This is a genomic window from Streptococcus parasanguinis, from assembly GCF_047463195.1.
In the GTDB taxonomy this organism is placed as follows: domain Bacteria; phylum Bacillota; class Bacilli; order Lactobacillales; family Streptococcaceae; genus Streptococcus; species Streptococcus parasanguinis_R.
The window spans coordinates 31,595-53,401 of sequence record NZ_JASHEI010000003.1 but is presented as its reverse complement, the minus strand read 5'-3'; the positions used below and the strand labels follow the sequence as shown (position 1 = coordinate 53,401).

The window sequence follows — 21,807 nt, the reverse complement described above, 5'->3', positions numbered from 1 at the left end:
GTAGGACTTTTTTGTCGCTACAGATTCTTCATTTATATTTCTTTTCCGCCGAATTGCCCTATCTCCATTAGAGTCTCTTTCCAGACTTTCTGGACGTTAGATGCGAGGTAAGAAGAGGCCAAGTCATAAGAAGCCTGATGAAATGGAGCGAGGTCCCTTTCAAAGAGCTGCACCAGCTTGTCCGCCAACTCTTTCACCAACTCTTCTTCTGGCACTGTCTCGCTATAAGGTACCAAAAAGCCATTTTCCCCCTCTTTTATAAAAGTTGGATTGCCATAACGGGCATCAAAGCCCAGCAAGGCCAAACCTGCTCCAGCCGCCTCCATCAAAGTCAAACCAAAGGTCTCCCACTGAGAAGTGGTGAGGTAGGCTTGGTAGCAAGGATAGATCTGCTGAAGATCCGCATGACCGCGTAGGTGAATATAATCTTGTGCTGCAAGCTCCTGAATCAGATGGTGCAAGTTGTCCGCTTCTCCACCCTTCCCATAAATATCAAACTGAAGGGCTGGGAGTTGTTCATGAGCTTTGGCCACTACTCGAATGGCCAAATCGATGCGTTTTCTTGGATCCAAACGGGAAGCTGTGAGCACACTAAAGGGAGGCCGATCTCCTTGTGGTTCCGTCAATGTTTCCAAATGCCCTACTGGAATGCTATAGATTGGAATTCCTTGGCATCCTTGTTTAGCAAGTGTCTGCTCCAAGACTTCTTTTTGAAGATCCGTTGCCGTGATAAAATAATCGAAGCGTTTGGCATACTTGAACACATAATAATATTCATAATTGAGATGGCCATTTTCAAATTCATGCTCCGAATGAAACACCATAGCGAGCTTTGAAGGAGCAGCTTTCTCCAACAAAGGACGGGCAAAATCCATGCGCGAAGCCCGGTCGAGCAGAATCAAATCTTCTTCTTTTAGCGACAGCTGCGACAAAAAACGTCTCATCACTTCTGTATGGTTGGTCAAAATCTCAGACCCCAGTTTATAGAGCCAGCTTCCACCTAACCTCGATTCTTCAAAAGCGATAGTTCCATCTTGATTGTGATAGGTCCGTCTGACAACACTACCATACTGAAAATACTCTGTGACAAGTTTACAAGCTCCATAATACTCTCGCTTGATTCTATTTCCAGCTAAAAGATAGTCTACATAGCGGACACAGTTTGGATGATAGGGATCCAGATGAAAGGTCAAGGCGTTTCCATCCGCAAATTGGTAGCGAATGGCTCTTTCCGTTTTTTCAACAACATCCAGACGAGTCAGTTGAAACTCCATTTGCAAGGCCCCTACCGTCTTTTGAGGGACCGTAGTCTGTTGATCCGTAAAAGCTAAATGGGCAAAAAGCAACTCCTCATCCCGGTGCCCCAAAGAGAGGTAATAGGCTAATTTTTCTGGAGTGGGCCAAGTGGTAAAGACAAACTTCGCTGCCACTCCCAGACCCCGGAGCATCTTTGCCCGAGAGGCCTGTGCAACATCGACCCCATTGGGTTCAAATCCCACTAATAGATTAAAGGTATAAATGGTCATGCTGTCCCTCCCTCTAATCGCTTAAACAGCTCTTCCAAAGCTTCTTTTTCAGGCAATTTCAAGATTCGTGCCTGCTCTCTTACCAATTCTTTGTAGGCCTCTGGATTCTGGAGCACTATTTCTAGTTGCTGTTCCATTTCTTCGACTGAATCTGTAATCGTGCTCAATTTTTTATAAGCTTCATGGTGCACGGTAGTCTTCAACCCAAACAAGACTTGCCCATTTTCAAGAGCATGAAGACTACTACTCCACACTTCTTCTCCCTGGTTGCAATCCAGATAAATAGAGCAGCTGGATAACAAGTCCTCATATTTGTCCAGCGAAATCCCTGGATAGAGGCGCACATTGGAGCGAGTTGCTAAGTCTGTTAATTTTGGCCCCATAGCCGTCAAAGCAGCAATGTGAAAGGTCACTTGTGGGAATTGATGGACCAGGATAGATAAGCCTGCGACCTCTTGAGAAGCCGTCATGACCAGGGCTTCTGGTTGAAAACTTTCCTGCTCCACATTTACCAGCCCTGACAAGGCTGTGATTCCGTCTTTTTTCTCACTCAACAGACCATCTTCTACCAACAAAATCTGACTGACTTGTTCTTTGATCTCGTCTAGATCATGAGCATCACTGGCACAGTAGGCGAGTCTTTCCTTTGGTATCTCTCTCACAACATCTAGCAATAACTTGTCCATCAAAAGAACGGCTTCATCTTCCGGCAAGACTTGTTCTAAGACAGCTCTTTGTAGCTCTTCCTTACTGGCATACAGGCGATCCCGTCCCTTAGGAGTTTGAAGCAAAAAGGTTCCTTGTGAGACAAAGTGAAGCAATACTTCTTCTTGCTGACGGTTCAAATAGATGTCTAAATAGGATTGACCAGCTTCCGTCAGGAGACTCCGTTTGCTTCTCCAACCATAGCGATTGTAGACATCAATGGATACGATCTCCTCTCCCTGACCAAACCACTCCACTCTGTCAACCGTTCGAGACAAGATATCCCCTCGCAAAACCACATTGGCACGACGTTCCTCCCCATCAAAAAGATAGGTCGTGATCCCTAGTGTCCAACATTCCCATAATTCTGGAACTTCTAGATCATTGAAAAATAATGGTTGCCCAACTTTTGATGCCGGGTCTTTTTGGGTAAAAATGGTCGCAAGACTCTCTGTCTGTTGATCCAAATCTGTTTCCAAATTGGTCACAAATACTCGGTAGGGCTGGCCAAGTTTGTCCAAGTATTTTTGCAAACGATCCAGCTCTCTTGTCTGCTCTGGTGCAATAATGAACATGCTGATCCTTTCTCATCAATAAGGGGTTAGTCCATCGTTTCAATAAAACGGAGGTTGGTCACCACGCGCTCATAGGTTTCTGACCCTTGCAGGCCTGCTTCCTCTAATTTTTCAAGGGCTCGTTTCAAGCGCGTTTTGTAGATATAGCGATGCCAGGTCAAATCATAGCCCAACATCCCCAGTAGAGCCAACTTCTCGTGCTTAGCTTCCATCTCATCGACGGCTCTCTTTTCTGTCCAAACCTGGGACAGAGTATCTGCACGCCCCACGCGATACCAATAAATACATTTCTCCGTATGAACTACCCGATGGGTTTTTAAGAATAACTTGTACATCAGGAAGTTGTCTTCGACATTTTTTCCGACTGGAAAACGAAGCCCTTCAAATAAGTTACGCTTATAGAGCTTCATCATGGCACAAGCCCAGGCCATATCTCTGGTCTCCTGGATGGCATCGTGGTCCATGATCTCTCTCCCCTCATAAAGGGTCTCTGAATAATCGTCGTCCGTTACCTTGATCAAGTATTTGCTACTACTGTCATCATAGAGGTTATAGTTGGCTACGGAAACATCCGCATCATACTTCTTCAGTTGACGATAGAGCACTTCTACATAGTCCTCCGTCACCCAGTCATCTGGATCAATAAAGGTGATGTAATCACCAGTCGCTAGCTCAATCCCTGTATTACGGGCAGCAGATAAGCCCCCATTTTCTTGGCGAACGTAGCGGATGCGCGCATCCTTCCTAAAAAATTCCTTACAGATCTCTTCTGACTGGTCTGGCGAACCATCATTGACCAGGATAATTTCCAAGTGGGGGTAGGTCTGATGGACAACCGTTTCCAAACATTGTCTCAAATAAGCTTCTACATTATAGATGGGAATGATGATACTCACTACTTCATTTGTTTCCATGCTTCTTCTCGTTTCTCTTTAAATAATTGCGAATCGCTGCTACCATCTCCTGCACCTGATCATCCGCAAACACTTGGTTCACACCATTCTCTACATGATTGGTTCCTTCAAAAGAAAAAATCGGTAAGCCCAATTGATGGATCCTTTGCGTCATCTGATCCACCTCATCGTAAGGATTGATATCCAGATAGAAATCCAATTTTTCTAGGACCTTTCGACTGGTCAAGGGATCAAAAGAGGGATAAAGAAAGAGGTTGGGGTAGCGTTCTAATTGCACCAAGTTAAAACCAAAATGGCTATGGGCAAGGACATGAATCGCTACGTCTGGCAACTCTTTTAACAACGTCTCCAACTCGTGGATATCTGCTGTATGGGTATAAATGGCAGCATGATAAGGAAATTCTCCCACTAAGTCTTGATAGGTTTGCTTCAAAATCGGTTTTCGAAGCAAAACTTCCTCCCAAGAGAGGGCATAGTAAAACCACCATTGTTCCCGAAAACGATTGAAGCGTTTGGAGGTCCAAGGTTTATTATGAGAGGTGTAGTGAATGACCGCTGGAATCCCTTGAAAGGCATCATACCAGTCTAGATCTCCATAGAGGTATTGATCCTTATCAGACCCTACTTGTAAATTATAGGTCCAAGGTAATGGAAACCACGCATCTTTGAAATACAGATTCAAAATTCCCTGATCTCCATAGACCTGTTGATGGTGTTCACGAGTGAGGTCAAAAAGAGCCTCTGTTACTTGGTGCTCTTGCCACCAAGTCTTATCAATCACCAAAAGTCCAGCATTAAATCCATCTGTCGTCGTTGGCTTATCTACCACCGCGCCCAATCCATAACCTTTTAGATCGACTTCAAATAATGGCGATAAATCCTGTGTAAAGATCATGTCACAATCCAGATAGAGGATCCGTTCTTCCTTCACAAACTCTGGAATAGCATAACGGAAATAGGTCGCATAGTGAATATGGTCACTTGGAAGCGAGAAGGATTGGAATTGCTCGGGAGACATCCGACAATTGATCACTTCTGAATCTAACTGGCGCAAGCGCTGATTCATGATAGCAAACCACTCCGTTGGTAGATCTTCATTTAAAACATAAATTTTCAACTGATCCTGATGGGCGCACAGTGACTTCATAGCGGTTTCCAACTTTTCCATATAAGATAGATCCGCTGAAAACACGACAGCTTTTTTACTCATAACTCCCCCTTATTTTCTTCCATTAGAATACCATTTTCAAGAGAGGAAGACAATTTCTACGCCCCAAAAAAGAGGCCTAAACAAATGTCTATGACCTCTTTTACAATCTTTTCTTATTTAGTATCTAATACAGCTAGTGCGCCGTCTACCAAGCTTGCCCCTAAGACATGCTTGAAATGATTCAAGGCAAACTGGTGATTTTCAGGAGTGAGCGACGCCACTGCAGGTTCTACGACTTCAATCTGATAGCCAAGATTGTAGGCATCAACCGCTGTATGAAGGACACAAATATCAGTCAAGACCCCAGTCAAAATGACGGTATCTACATGACGTTCCCGCAGGCGGATATCTAGGTCCGTTCCTGAAAAAGCAGAATAATGACGTTTGTCCATCCAAAAGACGCGTGGATCCGCTTTGTGCTCCCGATAAAAATCTGCCAAAGGTCCGTACAAATCACGTCCGCTAGTCCCAATGATATTATGAGGTGGAAAGAGCTTGCTTTCAGGATGAAATGGATCCTCTACATCATGCGCATCAATGGCAAAAAAGACATAGGCTCCTTGGTCAAAGGCCAATTGGGTCACCTGAGCAATGGTCTCAGAAATGGCTTGGGCAGGAGCACCTGCCGTAAGCTTACCATCATCTGCTACGAAATCGACAGTGTAGTCAATTGAAATCAAGGCTTTAGTCATTAGTAATCTCTTTTCTTAATTTCCTCAAAGATATCTGGAATCAACACTTTGAGATAGGTTCCCTTCATTCCAAGAGAACGGCTTTCAATAATACCAGCTGACTCCAATTTCCGGAGTGCATTGACAATCACAGAGCGGGTGATACCAATCCGATCTGCAATGATAGAAGCAGTCAACTGTCCCTCATTTCCTTTCAATTCACTAAGGATGGCAGAAACAGCCCGCAATTCAGAGTAAGACAAGGTATTGACAGCCATATTCACCGCTGTCCGACGACGAATATTCTTCTCGTCTTCCTCGCGTTGGTAGTTCAACATTTGAATCCCTACCACGGTACTCGCAATCTCAACCAAGATCAAATCATCATCCGCAAACTGTTTATCATTGCGCCAAATGATCAAGGAACCCAACCGAATCCCAGAAACATGAATAGGCGCAATGGTCGTCAAGCCATCAGGAAATTCAGACTTGGTTTCGACCGGAAAGATACTCAAATCATGGTCCACATCTAAATTAGCTTCCGTATCATAAACTAAGCTTGCAGCCTTGGCATAATCTTCTGGTAATTTTTTATTTTGAAAGAAAGCTTCTACCCGGTCATTGTTGGTCTTGTAACGCATGAAATAACCAAGAAGGGTTCCCTTGCTATTAATGATACAGGCATTACAGTGGATAATATCCGCTAATTGCTGGGCAATATCATTATAAGGCATCTCGACCTGCAACTGTTCATCAGTCCGTTTCAAGATGGATGTAATTTTACGTGTCTTTTCTAATAAGTTTGCCATAATAAACCTCGCATATAGTCAGCTCAAGTATATCATATAAGTGTGGGAATTTCAATCAAATTATCTGAAAATTATTTATTTTTTCTACAATTATGCGCAATTCAGAAAAATGTCGTTTCGGTGACATGGATTTTATAGAATGAATCAAAAAAAGATTGAAGACTTTCCTCTTCAATCCTTTATCTAATTAACGTTTGTATTGTTTCAAGAAACGAGTCATTTTTTCTTGAATTTGAGCCAACTCATCGACACGTGGAAGGTAAACGATCCGGAAGTGATCTGGATCTTTCCAGTTAAAGCCACGGCCATGAACCAAGAGAATTTTTTCTTGCTTCAAGAACTCTAAAACAAATTGTTCATCATCATCCACGCGGTACATGTCCCGATCAATCTTAGGGAAGATATAGAGACCAGCCTTCGGCTTAACAGCTGAGAGGCCTGGAATATCATTGATGGCTTTGTAGATGAAGTTGCGTTGTTCGTAGATTCGACCACCTGGAAGCAAGAGTTCATCCACGGATTGGTAGCCTCCAAGAGAGGTTTGCACAACATGTTGAGACAAGACATTTGAACAAAGACGCATATTGGACAACATGTTCAAGCCTTCGATATAGCCCTTCACATGGTGCTTGGGTCCGGATAGAACCATCCAACCAACACGGAAGCCGGCAATCCGGTGAGATTTTGACAAGCCATTCATACTCACACAGAAGAGATCAGGCGCTAAACTTGCAATAGCCGTGTGTTTTTCCCCATCCATGACCAAGCGATCGTAAATTTCATCCGCAAAGATGATCAAGTTATTTTGTCGAGCGATCTCTACAATCTCAAGTAGGATCTCATCTGGATAGAGGGCACCTGTTGGGTTATTCGGGTTGATGACAACGATAGCTTTAGTGTTTGAGGTGATTTTCGACTTGATATCTTCAATATCTGGATACCAGTTTGCTTCTTCATCACAAAGATAGTGAACGGCATTCCCACCAGCTAGGCTGACGGCTGCTGTCCAAAGAGGATAGTCCGGCATGGGAACCAAGACCTCATCCCCATTGTCCAAAAGTCCTTGCATGGACATGACGATCAGCTCACTCACTCCATTCCCAAGGTAAATATCATCAATATCCACATTTGGAATTTTTTTCAACTGGCAGTACTGCATGATGGCTTTGCGGGCTGAAAAAATCCCTTTTGAGTCTGAATAGCCTTCACTATCACGCGCATTCATGATCAAGTCATGGATGACTTCATCTGGAGCTGTAAAGCCAAATTCAGCAGGATTCCCTGTATTCAAACGTAGAATTTTTTCTCCATTTGCTCGCATGCGCATGGCTTCTTCCAAGACTGGACCACGAATATCGTAAGCGACATGTTCGAGTTTGCTTGATTTATTATATTCCTTCATATTCTGCCTCGATTCACGAAATTATCTCTATTATACCACTAGTTGAAATAGAGTACAAACCGAGGACTTTAAAAATTCTGCAAAAATATAGCAGAAAAGCGAGACTTTACCTTTACATTCTAGCTCAAAAGAGATAAAATATAAGTGTATAAAGAATAGGATTCCCTTCTATTCTATCCATGTTTTCAAGCTATAAGGAGGTAGGATTATGTCTCAAAAATACGAAAACATTATGGTCGCTGTCGACGGTTCCCATGAAGCAGAATTAGCCTTTGAAAAAGGGGTTAATGTATCTCTTCGCAACGGCTCTAAATTGACTATTGCCCACGTCATCGATACCCGTGCCCTTCAAAGCGTCTCAACTTTTGATGCTGAGGTCTACGAAGAATTGCAAGAAGAAGCCAACGAATTGCTCAAGGGCTACAAGGAACGTGCTGAAAAAGTCGGCGTTCAAAATGTTGTGACTGTTGTAGAAATGGGAAATCCAAAAGTCCTCTTAGCCAATGATATCCCAAGTAAGGAAGGGGTTGACCTTATTATGGTCGGGGCTACCGGACTCAATGCCTTCGAACGTTTAATGGTCGGATCCTCCTCAGAATATATCCTTCGCCACGCCAAAGTAGACTTACTAGTAGTACGTGATAAGGATAAAACCATGTAAGAAAGAAAAAGTTATATTGAAAACTTTCCTTAGGTGAGTACGGACGTCAGCGAACTTCTTCGAAGTTCCATGACTAAGTTTTGAGCCTAAGGTCTCAAAACTCCCGAGTGCTAGAAACAATAGTGTTTCTAGCACTTGTCTCACGGTGGAAAGTTTTTCAATATTTTTTATAAATTTTAAAAATAAGAACATATTTCGACTTCTTTGTAGAGCACTTTACTTATCTTAGTAAAAAATAGTTTGTCTACATTCTAAAAAAGGTTTGGAACCTTTGTTCCAAACCTTTTTTAGTTGTCTTTTTTTGCTTCTTTTTGTTTTGCATGTTTTTCGTAGGCCTTGAGCTGGCGATCGAGTTCTTTTTTGATGGCTGGTTCTGGGGCGTATTTTTCTTCCCAATCATCTGGCTTCAGAATTTTGTGGGTTACTGGATCAAAGTGCGCCTTTCCATCTGGGAAAATCTTGCCCATATTGGCCCGGTGAACAATCTCAAAGACCTCTTCAGGATCAACTCCCATTAGTACAAAGCTACCATAAGTCAGATAGAGGGTATCAATTAAGGCATCAACCTGCCCTACCATGGAGATCTCAGCTGGATGCTTGCTCCGAACCTTATCTGCAGCCTTATCCAAGGCTTCGTGAAGAGCTGCTACCGAGCGGTCAAATTCTTCCTCACTTGTGCTAGCTGCTCGGACAAATTCAACCAACTCCTCTTGCTTGAACATGGTTCGATAAAGGGCGTCTTGAGGCTGCCAAACAACTGGTTTCTCCTGGGTTTCCCCATCCATCACACCATGGAAGGTTTTGACCTTATTGAAGTGATCATCCTTAGAAAGAAAGAGTTCTTTCTCTGAGAGAATACCAAAGTGTTGCAGGGCCTTTTGAATGCCATCCTTGCCATTACTGGTCGTGGTATGCTTGGCAATTGCCTTGACACTGGTCGTCCCATTTCCCATCGCAATAGACAAGCCAACACCTGACAGCATCTCTAAGTCATTATCAGAATCTCCAAAAGCCATCACTTCATCGATGTCAAAGCCAAATTCCTGACCAACGATGCGGATCCCTTCTAACTTGGAAATGCCTGGGTTGAGGACATCTGCTGCAAATGGACTAGACCGTGTGAATTTCAGATCCGGAAACTCTTTTTCAATTTTTGCAGTCTCTTCTGGACTCGATAAGATCAACACTTGGTAGATCGGTTCTTGCGCTAGTGCATAGAGGGTGTCCTGATCTTGTGGGACGACCTTGCTGACCACTTTGTTAAATCCTCGACTGACTGTACGGGCCATTTTACGGGGCACAAAGCGACTGGACCAGGTTGAAATAGGACTCATCCCAAAACTCATGATCCGAGAACCAAATACCCCATCCTTGGTACCGAGAGCAATTTCCTTACGGTGTTCTCGAGCATAGTCAATTAGTTGGTGCAGACTCTTTTTATCGATTGGGCTAGTAAACAGCACGCGGTCCTTGGTCAAAATATACTGACCATTATAGGTCACTGCAAAATCAAAACCATAGCGTTCCATAAACGGTTTGACAAAGGCCGGTCCCCGACCTGTCGCAAGACCTACATAGATCCCTTCTTCCTTTAAAGACTGAATGGCTTTTTCTGTTGATTTTAGGACCGCTCGACTATCATTGACCAAGGTTCCATCGATATCAAAAAAGACTGCTTTTATTTCCATGTCTACTGTTTCTTTCTTTTTATGATAAAATAAATTATATCACATATTCCAAGGAGCTTCACATGTTTAAGAAAATTTTAGCACTACATACCGGAGGGACCATTTCGATGGCGGCAGATGACTCTGGGGCAGTGATTACCAATGAAGTCAATCCCATGACCCAAGTTACTTCACCAATTGAAGGGATTGCAGTCACCTCAGAGGACTTCTTCAACCTTCCCAGCCCTCAAATGACCCCCCGTCACATGTTAGCTCTATATCAAAAAATCAAAGAGGAAGCCCACAACTACGACGGCATCGTCATCACTCATGGGACAGATACGCTGGAAGAAACGGCTTATTTCTTGGATACCATGGAGTTACCAGAGATTGCTGTGGTCATTACAGGAGCTATGCGAAGCTCCAATGAGCTCGGAAGCGATGGTGTCTATAATTTTCTGACAGCCCTTCGAGTAGCTGCCGATCCAAAAGCACGCGATAAAGGGGTCTTAGTCGTCATGAACGATGAAATTCATGCGGCTAAGTACGTCACCAAAACTCATACCACCAATGTCAGTACCTTTCAGACACCAACCCACGGTCCACTAGGTTTGGTCATGAAAAAGGAAATCCTCTTCTTTAAAACAGCCGAGCCAAGGGTGCGCTTTGATCTCGATACCATCGATGGTTTCGTTCCGATCATTGCTACCTACGCAGGGATGAAATCCGATCTGCTGGACATGCTGGATCTTTCAAAGCTGGATGGTCTCATTATCGAAGCCTTTGGAGCTGGAAACATCCCTAAAGAAACGGCACATAAACTCCAAGAGCTTATAGATGCAGGCCTTCCAATCGCTTTAGTATCCCGTTGCTTCAATGGAATCGCTGAACCCGTCTACGCATATGAAGGAGGAGGCGTCCAACTCCATCAAGCAGGTGTCTTTTTCATCAAAGAATTAAATGCACCCAAAGCGCGCATCAAACTCCTCATCGCCCTCAATGCCGGCCTAAAAGGACAAGAACTCAAAGACTATATCGAAGGGTAAAATAAGATACAAAGGGCGTAGCGGATACAGTCAAAATAGGGAATACGACGAAGAATCCAAAAGATTCTAGGAGGATTCATCTTTTTGACACAATCCGCAGCCCGTGTTCAATTAATAAGATACAAAGCCCGTAAAATGCCATCTTAAAGGGAGTAGAGTGGAATCCAAAGAATTTCCACTCTACTCCCTTTTTATATTTTAGTCTAAATGTTCTTTCTTTTCTAAATAAAGCGAGAGCAAATGCCAATCGGGGTGTTCGCGCCAATCTGGCGTGGCTACGATCTTGCTGGCAACTTTCCGCGCTTCTTCCAGAATGGGATAATCTTCTACCAAATCCGCCACTTGAAATTCTGGGATCCCAGATTGACGGGTTCCAAAGATTTCACCTGAACCCCGCATTTTCAAATCTTCTTCCGCCAGCACAAACCCATTGGTTGTCTCTGTCATGATTTTCATGCGCTGCTTGCCACTATCTGTCTTAGGATTGGCTACTAGAATAGCATAGGATTGCTTGTTTCCCCGACCAACCCGGCCTCGTAGCTGGTGAAGTTGGCTAAGACCAAACCGATCTGCATCCATAATGACCATAACGGTTGCATTGGGTACGTTGACTCCTACTTCAATAACGGTCGTAGACACCAAAACATCGACTTGGTGCTCTTTAAAGGCCTGCATGATGGCATCTTTTTCTTCACTTTTCATCTTCCCGTGAAGCAGAGAAACGCGTGCTCGCTGTCCAAAGAAGGTCTCTAGCTCTTCTTGGAGGGCAAGGGCGTTTTTCAAATCTAGCGCCTCTGACTCCTCAATCAATGGAGAAATAAAGTAGGCTTGAGAACCTTTGCCAAGTTCTTTGACTAACCAGTCGAGGACCACTTCTAACTGCTCATGCTTGACCCAACGTGTGATGATTTCCTTGCGTCCCGCAGGCATCTGATCAATGATGGACACATCCATATCTCCAAAGGCTGTAATAGCCAAGGTCCGGGGAATAGGGGTAGCCGTCATCATCAGGACGTCTGGATTTTGTCCTTTTTCTCGAAGAATACGGCGCTGGGAAACCCCAAAGCGGTGTTGCTCATCAATAATGACCAAGCCTAGATCTTGGTAGTGAACTCCCTCTTGAATCAAGGCATGTGTCCCCACAATCAATTGGGCTTTTCCTGAGGCGATCTCTTCTAAGACTTCTCGTTTCTCAGCCGCCTTTAATCCTCCTGTTAGAAGGGCAATTGGCAAATCTGGAAAAAGATTTTGCAAGCTTTCCTTGTGCTGCTCTGCCAAAATCTCCGTTGGAACCATCAAGGCAGCTTGCTTACCAGCACTAATAGCTGCATACATGGCAAGACCGGCCACGACTGTCTTCCCGCTTCCCACATCCCCTTGTAAGAGGCGGTTCATATGATAAGGAGAAGCCATATCTGTCAAGATTTCATTCAAGCTGTTTTCTTGAGCTTGCGTTAGCTCAAAAGGGAGCTGTTTTTTTCGTTCTGCTAATTTTTCTGGATTCCAGGCCAAGGAAATCCCTTGGCTGGCATCGTGGTTTTCTTCCTTTAACACTTGGAGTTGCAACTGGAAAAAGAGGAGCTCTTCAAATTTTACCCGGCGAAGAGCTTGCTTATACTCTGCTAGATCCTTAGGGAAATGCATAGCTTGCACTGCTTGGGAACGAGACATGAGTTGATAACGCTCTCGTAAGATGTGGGGTAGATTCTCTTCTAAAAGCTGGTCCAAGCCCTGGTCGAACGCTATTTTGATCAATTTCACCAGGCTGTTTTGGCTCACTCCTTGTGTCACTCGATAGACCGGCTGCAAATCATCTTCCACTTGAGCCAGGAGCTTCATTCCTGTCAAACTCCCCTTGGCCTTGTCCCATTTTCCAAAGATCGCCACTGTCTGCTGGACCTCGATTTTGTCTGCTAGATAGGGTTGGTTGAAAAAATTAACCGCAATGACCTGGTCTCCCTGTTTGATCGAAAAACGCAAGCGATTTCGTTTGTAGCCATAATATTGGACATTGGCTGGTGTTGCTACTACCCCAGAGATGACGGCTTTTTCACCATCTTCCAACTCTAAAACATTGCGCGTTTTGAAGTCTTCATAGCGAAAGGGGAAATACAAGAGCAGATCTTCTAAGGTTTCAATTCCTAACTTTTTAAATTTTTCCGCCGATTTTGGACCGACTCCAGGAAGTACGGATAAGGGTTGGTGTAGATTCATTTTTCCTCCTTTCTTTTATAAAAAAGCAGGCCCATCCGGGAAAATCCCACCTGCTTCTTCTTATTCTTCACCTGTATAGTCACGAGGAATCCGATCACTCAAGAGACAGACCACTTCATAATTAATGGTCCCACGGTAATCTGCAACCTCTGTTGCCGTAATTTCTTTTTCTCCATCTCGGCCAATTAGGGTAACCTTGGTCCCCAGAGGCAATTCTTCTGGAAGGCGAACAGTAATCTGGTCCATCGAAACGCGACCAACAATGGGACAATAGTCCCCCTTAATCAGCACATGAAAGTTTTGCATCTCTCGGATCCAACCATCCGCATAGCCGATAGGAATCGTTCCGATCCATTGGGGTTCTTCCGTCGTATAGGTTGCCCCGTAACCAATATCTTGACCAGCTTCTAACTGTTTCACATGAACTAATTCGCTCACCAAACTCAAAGCTGGCTTAATTTCATATGGCAAGGCTAACACAGATCCGCTCGGATTCAAGCCATACATGACATCTCCCAAGCGTACAGCTGTGAAAATCGTATCCGCATGCCACAAAGAAGTGGCTGAATTACTCGCATGGACAATAGGAGGAAGGATTTCAAGAGCAGCCAATACTTCTTTGAAAAACTGGTATTGCGCTTGAAATTTTCGATCATCTGCCTCATCTGCTGTTGCAAAATGAGTAAAGATCCCTTCAATTTCAGCTCCAGCTGCTAAGAGGAGGCGTTCAGCCTCTTTGATCTCTTCGATCCTTCGGAATCCAATCCGCCCCATTCCTGAATCCACCTTGATATGGACCTTCAATCCTGAAAGATCTGCTTCTTGTCCAAGCAATTGATCCAACCAAGCAAGACTCGCCACCGTTAAGCGGATGTCATGCTCTTTGGCTAGATTCACTGTTTCACTTGGCACAACTCCCAAAATCAAAATAGGGTGTTGCAAGCCTTCTTCACGGATTTCGAGGGCTTCATCCATATTGGAAACACAAAAACCATCTACCTGAGGCGCCAATTTTTTGGTCACCGCAACGACCCCATGACCATAGGCGTTGGCCTTGACGACTGCATATTTCAAGGCTTGACTCGGAATATGGTCACTGACTTGTTGCACATTAAAGGCAATGGCATCCAAATCGACTCTAGCAACAGTTGGTCTATGTTTACTTGCTTTCATTTTCTTCCTCCAAAATGACACTGGTCGACACTAGGTCTCCCTTATGACTGATCGAAATCCATACCTTCCCAGAAAAAGGAGACTTGGAAAAATAGGGAGCTCCGTGGGCATCATTTAAAATTTCTAACTCTTGAAAACCAACCGGTCCAATCCCTGTTCCCATTGCCTTTGAAAAGGCTTCTTTGGCGGACCATCGGCCCGTTAAATATTCCATTTTCCGTTTTCCAGACAATTCCTCAAAGCGCTCTCGCTCAGCCTCGGTTAAGACTTTTTCAGCGAATCGAGTATTCTTCTGATAGGCTTTTTCAATCGCAGCGATCGATTCGATATCGATGCCATGTCCTTTGATCATCTTGTTTTATCCTTATTTATCGTTTCAGTATCGTTTTACTGACAAAAGAGAAGGGGCTAAAGAATCACTCCTTCCGCCCCTGCCTTTTACTTATTCATCGTTGCAATTTCTTTGACCAAGGCCTGTGTTTTTTCCCAACCCAGGCAAGGATCTGTGATGGATTGACCATAAACCACTGGTTCATTTTGACGGCCATCTTCTAGATAGGATTCAATCATGAAACCACGAACTAAAGTTGCCAAATCCTTGTTCCAAGCACGGTTCATCATGGTTTCTCTCACGATGCGTACTTGCTCTTCGAATTGTTTGCCAGAATTGTCATGGTTGGTATCCACCAGGATGAAGGGATGTTGCAAGCCCATTTCGCTATAGCGTTTTGCTGCCGCTAGCAAATCTTCATAATGGTAGTTTGGAATATTCTTACCACTTGCATCCAAGCCCCCACGAAGGATCGCATGGGCTAAAGGATTTCCTGATGTTTCCACTGCTTGGGCATTGAACAAAAAGTTTTGGGGATGTTGGGCTGCATAAATCGCATTGAACATGACAGAAAGATTTCCAGAGGTTGGATTCTTCATGCCTGTCGGAGCAGAGATCCCACTAGATACAAAGCGGTGCTCCTGGTCTTCAACTGAACGAGCTCCAATGGCATGATAAGAAATTAAATCCTCAACATAAGGAAGACTTGCTGGATAAAGCAACTCATCCGCAGTTGTCAAACCAGTCTCGGTAATCACACGGTAGTGGAGATGTCGGACTGCTTTCAAACCATCCACAAAGCTTGGTGCTGCATGTGTATCTGGTTGGTGCATCAAGCCTTTATAGCCATCCCCATTGGTCCGAGGTTTAGCCGTATAGACCCGCATCACAATGAAAATTTGATCTTTCACTTGCTCTTGCAAGTCTGCCAAACGACGGGCATACTCCATCACAGCTTCTTCATTATCAGAAGAGCAAGGCCCGATCACAAGAAGGATCCGTTGGTCTTCTCCTTTGATAATAGCTTCCAATTCTCGATCACGCGCTTCTTTGCGCTCCAAGGCTGGACCTTCCAAGCGGTAAAGCGAAGTGATCTCTTGCTCATCAATCTTATTGCTCTTCGTAATGAATACCATACGGCCTCCTTATGCTACCTAGACCCATCCTCTTTCTATTTCAGAGGAGCTCTTAAAATTTACGTCCGTGACAGTTTTTGAATTTCTTACCTGAACCACAAGGGCATAAATCGTTGCGTTTCACTTGTGACAAGTCAATATCTGCTGGAATATCTTGTTGTTGCGCTGCAATGTTGCGAGTCGCAGTTGTTGAAATACTGTGTTCCGTACGTGGACGTTCTTGTTCGTGAATTTGGGCTTTCATCATGAGACGAGTCACATCAAATTCAATCGATCCGATCATATCGTTAAACATACGGAAACTTTCTGATTGGTATTCTACCACTGGGTTATTTTGCGCATACCCACGGAGTCCAACCGCATTTCGCAATTGATCCAAAGCATCGATATGGTCCGTCCACTTGCTGTCCACCACACGAAGGATCAAGACTTTTTGGAATTCTTGCACAGACTCTTCGTCACGCAATTTCGCTACTTGGCTAGCATAGATTTCTTCTGCACGTGCATACAAGTAATCGATAACTTCCTTGTCAGATTTTCCTTCAATATCGCTTGCAGAAATCGTATCTTCCGGAACCAAATTGTATTTGGCAAAGTTCAGAATCGCTTCAACGCGTTCTTCCTTACTTGAGTGGCTGGCTCCTTCAACAATCCGTTTGATGGTCCGTTTGATCATGGCCTTGATTTCAGGTGCCAAGTCACGGTTAGCTGTGATAACATCATAGCGTTCAGCGTAGATAATTTCCCGTTGTTCCCGCATCACGTCATCGTATTGAAGGACTTGTTTACGGGTATCGTAGTTGTTTCCTTCAACCCGTTTTTGAGCACCCTCTACCTGACGGGTGAACATGTTTGAACGGATTACTGATTCTTCTTCGCTCAACTTGAAGCGATCAAGCACTGCTTTGATCCGTTCAGAACCGAAACGACGCATCAATTCATCTTCAAGAGACAAGTAGAATTGAGATTCACCTGGATCCCCTTGACGTCCTGAACGTCCACGAAGCTGGTTATCGATCCGACGGCTTTCGTGACGTTCTGTCCCGATGACACACAGTCCACCGAGTTCGCGAACACCTTCACCAAGCTTGATATCGGTACCACGTCCGGCCATGTTGGTCGCGATGGTAACAGCACCACGTTGACCAGCGTTCATGATGATTTGCGCTTCTTTGTAGTGGTTTTTCGCATTCAAAACTTCGTGAGGGACACCTGCTTGAACCAACAATTGAGAAAGGTAATCACTGGTTTCAACGGCAACGGTACCTACAAGGACTGGTTGCCCTTTTTCATGACGAGACTTGACATCTTCTACAACAGCCTTAAATTTTGATTTCAAGCTTGGGTAGAGAAGGTCTGGATGGTCAATACGGGCAATCGGACGGTTGGTTGGAATTGGAATCACGCGAATGTTATAAATTTCACGGAATTCTTCTTCTTCGGTTTTCCCTGTCCCTGTCATCCCTGACAACTTCTTGTACATACGGAAGAGGTTTTGGTAAGTAATCGATGCAGATGTTTTGGTTTCTTCTTGAACTGGAACACCTTCTTTGGCTTCAATCGCTTGGTGAAGTCCATCAGAATAGCGACGTCCTTCCATGGTCCGACCAGTAAATTGGTCGACGATCAAGATTTCTTGATCTTCGCTGACCACATAGTCGATATCCAAAATCATGATGTAGTTGGCACGAAGGGCGTTGTCGATAAAGTGAGTCAAAGCTACATTTTCAATATCGTACAAGTTTTCAAGATTAAAGTAGCTTTCTGCTTTATCGATTCCTGAATCAGACAAACCGATGGTTTTAGATGGGACATCGATAATGTAATCGTCCTCTGTCAAGGTCTTCACATAAGCATCTGCCATGTGATAGAGTTGGCTTGTATCAGAAGCTGTCTGCCCAGAAACGATCAGCGGAGTACGCGCTTCGTCGATCAAGATGGAGTCTACCTCATCGACCAAGGCATAGTTCAATGGACGTTGAACCATGTTTTCAGCACGAACAACCATGTTATCACGAAGATAATCAAACCCGATCTCTGAGTTAGTCGAGTAGGTAATATCACAGAGGTAAGCTTCTTTTTTCTCAGCTGGAGATTTTGCTGCAAGGTTGATCCCTACTGAAAGGCCAAGCCATGAGTAAAGTTCTCCCATCTCTGTCGCATCCCGCTCTGTCAAGTATTCATTGACGGTAACAACGTGCACCCCTTTACCAGACAAGGCATTCAAGTACACCGGCATGGTTGCTGTTAGGGTTTTTCCTTCCCCTGTACGCATCTCTGGAACGTCACCATGGTGAAGGACGATTCCCCCCATGACCTGAACCTTGTATGGGAACAAACCAAGAACCCGTTTTGCAGCTTCACGAACAACTGCAAAAGCCTCGTACAAGAGATCATCCAAAGACTCACCATCTTGGTAACGTTGCTTAAACTCAACTGTTTTCGCTTTTAATTCGTCATCCGTCAAAGCTGCCATTTGGTCTTCATAAGAAAAGACCTTATCAGCCATTTTTTCAAGGCGTTTGATTTCGCCTCGATCATTTTCAATAATTGTTTTTAATAAATTTGCCATTTTTTTCCTTACTTTGAATTTTTCAAAATCTAAAATGTTCTTTTTATTCTAGCATTTTTTAAACATTTTTTCAAGATCAAGGCTGTATCTTACAAGACTTTCGAGTGGTTTTTTTCGTGTAAGAAAATCCAAAAAGATGCCTGCTCAAGCAGACATCTTTTCTTTAGGCGATCGTTATTCAGACAAATGGTAAGAATAGCTTGCCACAACCACTTCTTCATGCCAACGAAGTGCATACTTCAATTTCAAACTCATTTGGTTGTGGAGAATATTTTGCCAATGTTTTTTAGGGATAAATTGAGGGACTAGGACTGTAACGGTGTTGCCTTTTTCCTTGGCCTCCTCAGCCACTTTTGAGACAAATTCAACTGTTGGCTGGATAATATCCCGGTAACTGGTCATGACATTTTCAAAGCGAATATGAGGGAAATAGTGCTTAAATTCTTCTGCTACCTCAGCGTCTTTAACCTTGGTTTCTTCCGTTGAGACGTGCATAGCTATAACATCGTTTCCTAGGCTATTTGCATAACTCATAGCTCCCACACTTACCTGAGTGACATTCCCAACAAGGACAATCACGGTATTGCCCGCATAACTTGTCTTTTCGATCTTACCTCCCAAGCGCAATTGAGCCGCAACTTTATCATAGTGATTACGGATACTCAAGAACATCCAAAGCAAGAGACCAATAATAGGGAAGAAGGGCCAGATCTCACGCAAACGGAATAATAAGAGGATCAAGACAATTCCATAACAGATGGCTGCCCCCAGGATATTGGCAAGCGAATACTTAAGAAATCCTTTTTGATATTGGCGTTTCCAGTGGATCACCATCCCTGTTTGAGAAAGGGCAAAAGGAATGAAGACCCCAATGGTATAAAGCGGAATCAAGCTTTCTGTTTGTCCATCAAAAATCAAGAGCAAGACGATGGCACCAATCGCCAAGGTCAAAATCCCATTAGAATAGCCCAGACGATCCCCTTTTTCCATATACATGTGTGGCATGTATTTATTTTTAGCCATGTTAAAGGCCAACATTGGAAAGGCGGAGAAACCGGTATTAGCCGCAACTGCCAAGATCAAGGCTGTTGATAATTGGAAGATGTAAAAGAAGGCTTGTCCAACTGGGGAATTCCCTAAGATGGCTTGGGCCATTTGGGCTAGAGTTGTTACCCCTTTAGCCGGAACGACACCCACCCAGTAATTGAGGAAGGTAATCCCTGCAAACATGATCCCCAAAATCAAAGCCATAATGGTCAAGGTAGAAGCTGCATTCTTTGCTTTTGGTTTCTTAAAGAAAGGAACCGAATTGGAGATGGCTTCAACCCCTGTTAGGGAAGCGGATCCACTCGTAAAGGCCCGCAATAAGAGAATAATACTAACCCCTGAAATGGTTTGACCCACATGAGCAGTTGCGTTATAGGCCAAGTGACCCGTCAAGATTTGGATCACACCATAGCCGATCAAGGCAATGGTACTGACAATGAAAAGGTATACCGGAATCATCAATGATGTCGCTGATTCACGTAGCCCCCGAAGGTTCATCAGCATCAAAATCAAGACCAACAAAATGGAAATGTGAAGATTATAAGGATGAAGAGATGGAATCGCTGACGTGATGGCATCTGCACCGGAAGACACAGATACTGCTACTGTCAGCATGTAGTCGACTAAGAGACTACCACCAGCGATCAAACCCGCTTTGGGAGACAAGTTCTCCGTAGTCACCATATAGGCCCCTCCCCCTTGAGGGTAGGCATGAATGACTTGGCGATAAGAAATCGTTAAACTAGCTAGGAGAACCAGGACCACAATCCCAATTGGAATGGACCACCAAATAGCTCCTGCTGATACGGTCATCAAGACCAAGATAACTTGCTCTGGACCATAGGCAATAGAAGAAAGTGCGTCACTAGAGAGCATGGCCAAAGCCTGCATTTTCCCTAGCAATCCGCCTTCACCTTCTGCACCAGATTTCAACGGACGGCCAATAAACCATTTTTTCAATGTTGAAAACATAAAAAACTCCTTGAAAAAAGATCATGAGGCCGGGAATTCCCTGCCTCTTTTTCATAAAACTGGGGTTATTCTACTCTTTTTTTTCAAGACTGTCAACTGAAATTGTGAAATCTTCGTAAAGTTTTCATTGTGTTCATTTATCCAACCTCTCTTAGATCAGCCAGCTTCTTTTCAAATTGATCCAAGCAAAAAACGAGGCTAGGACAAAAATCCTAGCCTCTCAATTATTTTTGGATTGTCGAGCAAGACGCAGTGGTTGAGTGGGCTCTACTGCGCTGATTTCATCAGCTTTTACAGTCCTACTCAACTGTGCGGAGGTAGGACGACGAAATCGAATTCTAACGAATTACCGATTTCTGTCCCACTCTCTCTTTTTTATTTGGGTTGATGTGCCACATAGTGGGCAATGACATCCGAAGTGTACTGGGCTGTGCCAGCTCCAAACTTGTCGATGTTTTCCTTGAATTCTGGGTTATAGACATAGCCTTTGCCGATATGGCCAAAAACCTCTATAGAGCAGTCAAATCCATACGTTCGAATTGCTTCTAAAAGTTTAGCTGCCTGATTTTGATTTTCATTTGCGGATACGGATAGACCATCTTTGAGATTTTGCGCCAAAGTTTGAAAAACTTGGTTGAAGGCTTCCGTAGCCTCATCTTCACGCCCCTTTTGGCGCTCAAGCGCTTGGTCCATGACTTCTTGACCGTACTTCTCTACCGCCTCTTGCTGGTATTTTTGAGTATCTTGATAGCTAAATCCAGTGAATTTTTCCTCAATGGTCATTTTTCTTTCTCCTTTTTGTTCTTGAATGGTTTTTTGCAAGGTAGAAATCAAGGTATCCAGACGTTGTCTTTCTTGAGTCAAATAGTCCAACTGTTTGGTCAAATGGGGCAATAAGTTAGCTTTTTCTTCAGCTAAGAGTTCTGCTATTTGGTCTAAGGAAAATCCTAGATACTTGTAGTAGAGAATCACCTGTAATCGTTCTAAATCTTCTTGACTGTATGTCCGATAACCATTTTCAGATTTCACAGGAACGAGAAGTCCTATCTTGTCATAGTGGTGCAAGGTCTTGACAGAGACACCCGACAGCTCTGCAGCTTCTTTGATATGGTACATGATTTCCTCCTTGTACTCAATGAAAATCAAAGAGCAAACTAGGAAGCTAGCCGCAGGTTG

17 protein-coding genes are annotated in these 21,807 nt (G+C 43.9%); 2 read left to right on the top strand and 15 right to left on the bottom strand.

Annotated elements, in window-relative coordinates; genetic code table 11:
- Positions 1-32: 32 nt before the first annotated feature.
- The 7 genes from QM870_RS03275 to QM870_RS03245 all read right to left on the bottom strand — a co-directional run bounded on the left by QM870_RS03275 (position 33) and on the right by QM870_RS03245 (position 7,812).
- Positions 33-1,526, bottom strand: coding sequence for a glycosyltransferase (locus QM870_RS03275; protein WP_414368601.1), 1,494 nt, complete (start codon positions 1,524-1,526; stop codon positions 33-35).
- Complete coding sequence (locus tag QM870_RS03270; protein WP_414368598.1) at positions 1,523-2,806, bottom strand: glycosyltransferase family protein; 1,284 nt, start codon at positions 2,804-2,806, stop codon at positions 1,523-1,525. Before QM870_RS03270 ends, QM870_RS03275 begins: the two co-directional genes overlap by 4 nt.
- A gap of 26 nt (positions 2,807-2,832) precedes the next feature.
- Positions 2,833-3,720 (bottom strand): glycosyltransferase family 2 protein, encoded by an 888-nt coding sequence (locus tag QM870_RS03265; RefSeq protein WP_414368596.1) that lies wholly within the window; start codon positions 3,718-3,720, stop codon positions 2,833-2,835.
- Entirely contained in the window at positions 3,707-4,930 is a 1,224-nt protein-coding gene (locus tag QM870_RS03260) for a glycosyltransferase (RefSeq protein WP_414368593.1), read from the bottom strand. Before QM870_RS03260 ends, QM870_RS03265 begins: the two co-directional genes overlap by 14 nt.
- Before the next feature lie 113 nt (positions 4,931-5,043).
- The gene (locus tag QM870_RS03255) at positions 5,044-5,622 is read right to left on the bottom strand and encodes a cysteine hydrolase family protein (protein WP_045759798.1); all 579 of its coding nucleotides are present in this window, start codon (positions 5,620-5,622) and stop codon (positions 5,044-5,046) included.
- Positions 5,622-6,410 carry a GTP-sensing pleiotropic transcriptional regulator CodY gene (codY, locus tag QM870_RS03250; RefSeq protein ID WP_045759799.1) on the bottom strand — a complete coding sequence of 263 codons (789 nt, stop codon included), beginning with the start codon at positions 6,408-6,410 and terminating at the stop codon, positions 5,622-5,624. Before codY ends, QM870_RS03255 begins: the two co-directional genes overlap by 1 nt.
- 187 nt (positions 6,411-6,597) lie before the next feature.
- Entirely contained in the window at positions 6,598-7,812 is a 1,215-nt protein-coding gene (locus QM870_RS03245; RefSeq protein ID WP_021153766.1) for a pyridoxal phosphate-dependent aminotransferase, read from the bottom strand.
- Between the two features lie 208 nt (positions 7,813-8,020).
- On the opposite strand from QM870_RS03245, the gene QM870_RS03240 reads away from it, so the two are divergent.
- The gene (locus tag QM870_RS03240) at positions 8,021-8,473 is read left to right on the top strand and encodes a universal stress protein (protein WP_003008541.1); all 453 of its coding nucleotides are present in this window, start codon (positions 8,021-8,023) and stop codon (positions 8,471-8,473) included.
- Between the two features lie 287 nt (positions 8,474-8,760).
- On the opposite strand, the gene QM870_RS03235 is transcribed toward QM870_RS03240, so the two are convergent.
- On the bottom strand, positions 8,761-10,161 hold the full coding sequence (locus QM870_RS03235) for a Cof-type HAD-IIB family hydrolase (protein WP_049473128.1): 1,401 nt from the start codon (positions 10,159-10,161) through the stop codon (positions 8,761-8,763).
- A gap of 62 nt (positions 10,162-10,223) precedes the next feature.
- Here QM870_RS03235 and QM870_RS03230 point away from each other — a divergent pair, with 62 nt between their 5' ends.
- Entirely contained in the window at positions 10,224-11,186 is a 963-nt protein-coding gene (locus QM870_RS03230; protein WP_150906471.1) for an asparaginase, read from the top strand.
- 198 nt (positions 11,187-11,384) lie between these two features.
- Here the strand turns inward: QM870_RS03230 and recG are convergent, their stop codons facing one another.
- The 7 genes from recG to QM870_RS03195 all read right to left on the bottom strand — a co-directional run bounded on the left by recG (position 11,385) and on the right by QM870_RS03195 (position 21,747).
- The gene (gene recG / locus QM870_RS03225) at positions 11,385-13,400 is read right to left on the bottom strand and encodes an ATP-dependent DNA helicase RecG (RefSeq protein ID WP_150906473.1); all 2,016 of its coding nucleotides are present in this window, start codon (positions 13,398-13,400) and stop codon (positions 11,385-11,387) included.
- Positions 13,401-13,460: 60 nt separating this feature from the next.
- Positions 13,461-14,573, bottom strand: coding sequence for an alanine racemase (gene alr, locus QM870_RS03220; protein ID WP_049471825.1), 1,113 nt, complete (start codon positions 14,571-14,573; stop codon positions 13,461-13,463).
- Positions 14,560-14,925 carry a holo-ACP synthase gene (gene acpS, locus QM870_RS03215; protein ID WP_031572889.1) on the bottom strand — a complete coding sequence of 122 codons (366 nt, stop codon included), beginning with the start codon at positions 14,923-14,925 and terminating at the stop codon, positions 14,560-14,562. The genes alr and acpS overlap by 14 nt, the downstream gene beginning before the upstream one ends.
- 86 nt (positions 14,926-15,011) lie before the next feature.
- Complete coding sequence (locus QM870_RS03210; protein WP_070505229.1) at positions 15,012-16,040, bottom strand: 3-deoxy-7-phosphoheptulonate synthase; 1,029 nt, start codon at positions 16,038-16,040, stop codon at positions 15,012-15,014.
- 52 nt (positions 16,041-16,092) lie between these two features.
- The gene (gene secA, locus QM870_RS03205) at positions 16,093-18,612 is read right to left on the bottom strand and encodes a preprotein translocase subunit SecA (protein WP_021153773.1); all 2,520 of its coding nucleotides are present in this window, start codon (positions 18,610-18,612) and stop codon (positions 16,093-16,095) included.
- A gap of 174 nt (positions 18,613-18,786) precedes the next feature.
- The gene (locus QM870_RS03200; protein ID WP_155198784.1) at positions 18,787-20,631 is read right to left on the bottom strand and encodes an APC family permease; all 1,845 of its coding nucleotides are present in this window, start codon (positions 20,629-20,631) and stop codon (positions 18,787-18,789) included.
- 375 nt (positions 20,632-21,006) lie between these two features.
- The gene (locus QM870_RS03195; protein WP_049523116.1) at positions 21,007-21,747 is read right to left on the bottom strand and encodes a MerR family transcriptional regulator; all 741 of its coding nucleotides are present in this window, start codon (positions 21,745-21,747) and stop codon (positions 21,007-21,009) included.
- Between the last annotated feature and the right edge of the window lie 60 nt (positions 21,748-21,807).

What these genes read in the sequence shown, in the direction of transcription:
- QM870_RS03265 (WP_414368596.1), bottom strand. Translation starts at nt 3,720, where the DNA reads ATGGAAACAAATGAAGTAGTGAGTATCATCATTCCCATCTATAATGTA.
- recG (WP_150906473.1), bottom strand. Translation starts at nt 13,400, where the DNA reads ATGAATCTACACCAACCCTTATCCGTACTTCCTGGAGTCGGTCCAAAA.
- QM870_RS03275 (WP_414368601.1), bottom strand. Translation starts at nt 1,526, where the DNA reads ATGACCATTTATACCTTTAATCTATTAGTGGGATTTGAACCCAATGGG.
- secA (WP_021153773.1), bottom strand. Translation starts at nt 18,612, where the DNA reads ATGGCAAATTTATTAAAAACAATTATTGAAAATGATCGAGGCGAAATC.
- QM870_RS03260 (WP_414368593.1), bottom strand. Translation starts at nt 4,930, where the DNA reads ATGAGTAAAAAAGCTGTCGTGTTTTCAGCGGATCTATCTTATATGGAA.
- acpS (WP_031572889.1), bottom strand. Translation starts at nt 14,925, where the DNA reads ATGATCAAAGGACATGGCATCGATATCGAATCGATCGCTGCGATTGAA.
- QM870_RS03270 (WP_414368598.1), bottom strand. Translation starts at nt 2,806, where the DNA reads ATGTTCATTATTGCACCAGAGCAGACAAGAGAGCTGGATCGTTTGCAA.
- QM870_RS03240 (WP_003008541.1), top strand. Translation starts at nt 8,021, where the DNA reads ATGTCTCAAAAATACGAAAACATTATGGTCGCTGTCGACGGTTCCCAT.
- QM870_RS03210 (WP_070505229.1), bottom strand. Translation starts at nt 16,040, where the DNA reads ATGGTATTCATTACGAAGAGCAATAAGATTGATGAGCAAGAGATCACT.
- QM870_RS03245 (WP_021153766.1), bottom strand. Translation starts at nt 7,812, where the DNA reads ATGAAGGAATATAATAAATCAAGCAAACTCGAACATGTCGCTTACGAT.
- QM870_RS03195 (WP_049523116.1), bottom strand. Translation starts at nt 21,747, where the DNA reads ATGTACCATATCAAAGAAGCTGCAGAGCTGTCGGGTGTCTCTGTCAAG.
- codY (WP_045759799.1), bottom strand. Translation starts at nt 6,410, where the DNA reads ATGGCAAACTTATTAGAAAAGACACGTAAAATTACATCCATCTTGAAA.
- QM870_RS03200 (WP_155198784.1), bottom strand. Translation starts at nt 20,631, where the DNA reads ATGTTTTCAACATTGAAAAAATGGTTTATTGGCCGTCCGTTGAAATCT.
- QM870_RS03235 (WP_049473128.1), bottom strand. Translation starts at nt 10,161, where the DNA reads ATGGAAATAAAAGCAGTCTTTTTTGATATCGATGGAACCTTGGTCAAT.
- QM870_RS03255 (WP_045759798.1), bottom strand. Translation starts at nt 5,622, where the DNA reads ATGACTAAAGCCTTGATTTCAATTGACTACACTGTCGATTTCGTAGCA.
- QM870_RS03230 (WP_150906471.1), top strand. Translation starts at nt 10,224, where the DNA reads ATGTTTAAGAAAATTTTAGCACTACATACCGGAGGGACCATTTCGATG.
- alr (WP_049471825.1), bottom strand. Translation starts at nt 14,573, where the DNA reads ATGAAAGCAAGTAAACATAGACCAACTGTTGCTAGAGTCGATTTGGAT.